The following is a 3,129-nucleotide window of genomic DNA, read 5'->3' on the forward strand; positions in this document are numbered from 1 at the left end:
AACGGCTGACGGAAACGCTGAAGTCTCGCCATCAGGCGCAGGACGCGGCCGCTGTCCAGACAGCGGCAGTGGGCGCGGTGGATGAGATTACCGCGAGCCCGTACGGCAAAGAAACGCCTTATACCGCCGCGCTATCGGTCAATCAAAAGATCACCGGCCGCGGCTCGGACAAAGACGTGCGTCACCTGGAAATCGATTTGGGCGAGTCAGGCCTGCGCTATCGTCCCGGCGATGCGCTGGGCGTGTGGTACGAGAATGACCCAGCATTGGTTGAGGAACTGCTGGGGCTGCTGAAGCTCAAAGGGGATGAAACGGTGACGGTGTCTGGTAAGACGCTGTCGCTCGCTGAGGCCCTGCAACGGCATCTGGAGCTGACGCAAAATACGGCGCCGCTAGTGGAGAAATACGCGGTGCTGTCGGGGCATGAAACGCTTCAGTCCCGCGTCGGAGATAAGTCCGCGCTGCAGCAGTATGCGCAGCAGACGCCGCTGGTGGATATGGTGCGCTCGGCACCCGCCGAACTGACGCCGGAACAGCTGGTTAGCTGGCTGCGTCCGCTGACGCCGCGCCTTTACTCCATCGCTTCATCGCAGGAAGAGGTCGACAACGAAGTGCACATCACGCTCGGTGTCGTCCGTTACGCCTATGAGGGAAGGGAGCGCACCGGCGGCGCCTCCGGTTTCCTGGCCGATCGGCTGGAAGAGGACGGCGAAGTCCGCGTCTTCATTGAGCATAACGATAACTTCCGCCTGCCTGCGGACCCGAATACGCCGGTCATCATGATTGGTCCGGGGACGGGCATCGCGCCGTTCAGAGCCTTTATGCAGCAGCGTGAAGCGGAAGGCGCCGAGGGTAAAAACTGGCTGTTCTTCGGCAATCCGCACTTTGTAGAAGATTTCCTGTATCAGGTGGAGTGGCAGCGGTACGTCAAGGACGGGCTGCTGACCCACATCGATTTGGCCTGGTCGCGCGATCAGGCGCACAAGATTTACGTTCAGGATCGCATCCGTGAGAAGAGCGCGGAAGTCTGGCGCTGGATCCAGGATGGCGCGCATATTTACGTGTGCGGCGACGCCAACCGAATGGCGAAAGATGTCGAACAGGCACTGTTGGCAGTGATTGCCGAGCAGAGCGGGATGGATGCCGAACAGGCGGATGAATTTTTAAGCGAGCTGCGGCTTGAGCGGCGCTATCAGAGAGACGTGTACTAATGAGCGAGAGATATTCCGGCCCGCTGGTGGTAGAAGGCAAACTCACCGATGCGGAGCGTCTAAAACAGCAGAGCAACTTTCTGCGCGGCACGATCGCAGACGATCTTAACGATGGCCTGACCGGTGGCTTTACCGGCGACAACTTTTTGCTGATCCGTTTCCACGGGATGTACCAGCAAGACGACCGTGACATTCGCGCCGAACGCGTCGCGCAGAAGCTGGAGCCGCGTCATGCGATGATGCTGCGCTGCCGTCTGCCGGGCGGCGTCATGACGCCGACGCAGTGGCTGGCGATCGATGACTTCGCCAAGGCCAAGACGATTTACGGCAGTATCCGTATTACCAACCGTCAAACGTTTCAGTTTCACGGCATCCTGAAATCCGACCTGAAATCGGCGCATCAGCTGCTGCATGATGTGGGGCTGGATTCACTGGCGACGGCGAACGATGTCAACCGTAACGTGATGTGTACGTCCAACCCCGCCGAGTCCGAGCTGCACCAGCAGGCGTACGACTGGGCGAAGAAGATCTCCGAGCACCTGTTGCCGAAGACTCGCGCTTATGCCGAAATCTGGCTCGATCGGGAAAAGATTGCGACGACGGATGAAGAGCCGATTCTGGGATCGAACTACCTGCCGCGAAAATTTAAAACTACGGTGGTGATCCCGCCGCAGAACGATGTGGATCTGCACGCGAATGACCTGAACTTTGTCGCGATTGCCGAGAACGGACGGTTGATCGGCTTCAACGTGCTGGTGGGCGGCGGCTTGTCCATCGCCCACGGCGACAAGGCGACCTATGCGCGCACCGCCAGCGAGTTCGGCTATATCCCCGTCGAGAAGACGCTCGCTATCGCGGAAGCGGTGGTCACCACTCAGCGCGACTGGGGCAACCGCACCAACCGTAAGAACGCCAAAACTAAATACACGCTGGAGCGCGTCGGCGTTGACACGTTCAAGCAGGAAGTGGAACGCCGGTCCGGCGTGACGTTCGAAGAGATCCGTCCATATGAATTCACCGGTCGCGGCGATCGCATCGGCTGGGTGAAAGGCATCGACAATAAGTGGCATTTGACGCTGTTTATCGAAAATGGCCGCATCCTCGACTATCCGGGGCGTCCTCTCAAAACGGGGCTGAACGAAATCGCGAAAATGCACAAAGGGGATTTCCGCCTGACCGCCAACCAGAACCTGATTGTGGCGGGCGTGGCCACGCGCGATAAAGCGAAAATCGAAGCGCTGGCGCGTGAGCATGGGCTGATTGACGATGCGGTCAGCGAGCAGCGTAAAAACTCGATGGCCTGCGTTTCGCTGCCGACGTGTCCGCTGGCGATGGCGGAAGCCGAACGTTTCCTGCCGCAGTTTGTCACAAAGGTAGAAGGGATTATGCAGCAGCACGGCGTCGGCGATGAGCACATCGTCCTGCGAGTGACTGGCTGCCCTAACGGCTGCGGACGTTCGCTGCTGGCGGAAATCGGGCTGGTGGGAAAAGCCATCGGCCGTTACAACCTGCACCTCGGCGGCAACCGGGAAGGGACGCGCATTCCGCGTATGTACCGGGAAAATATCACCGAAGCTGACATCCTCAGCGAAATCGACCAGTTGGTAGGACGTTGGGCGCAGGAGCGCGAAGCGGGCGAAGGATTTGGCGATTTTGCCATTCGTGCCCACATCATCAAACCGGTGCTCGACCCCGCTGTCGATTTCTATGACTAAGAGGAGAGCCTGATGTCTGCACTCAATCTGGAGTCGCTCAACGCGTTGCCGAAGCCGGAACAAGAGTCTGAGCTCGCGGCAATTAACGCCGAGCTGGAAAGCCTGACCGCCGAAAACCGAGTCGCATGGGCGCTGGAAAATCTGCCGGGCGAGTTCGTGCTGACGTCGAGCTTCGGTATTCAGGCGGCGATTTCTCTGCATCT

General features: G+C 59.2%; 2 protein-coding genes and 1 pseudogene. All 3 read left to right on the plus strand.

The window, feature by feature from the left end:
* On the plus strand, positions 1–1,211 hold a 1,211-nt coding region (gene cysJ / locus Q7O77_RS16250; protein ID WP_304169719.1), incomplete at its 5' end, for an NADPH-dependent assimilatory sulfite reductase flavoprotein subunit.
* On the plus strand, positions 1,211–2,926 hold the full coding sequence (gene cysI, locus Q7O77_RS16255; protein WP_304169721.1) for an assimilatory sulfite reductase (NADPH) hemoprotein subunit: 1,716 nt from the start codon (positions 1,211–1,213) through the stop codon (positions 2,924–2,926). The genes cysJ and cysI, both read left to right, overlap by 1 nt.
* Positions 2,927–2,938: 12 nt before the next feature.
* Positions 2,939–3,129: pseudogene (locus Q7O77_RS16260) on the plus strand (phosphoadenosine phosphosulfate reductase); the annotation flags it as partial.

It is taken from the genome of Lonsdalea britannica, assembly GCF_946477055.1.
In the GTDB taxonomy this organism is placed as follows: domain Bacteria; phylum Pseudomonadota; class Gammaproteobacteria; order Enterobacterales; family Enterobacteriaceae; genus Lonsdalea; species Lonsdalea britannica_A.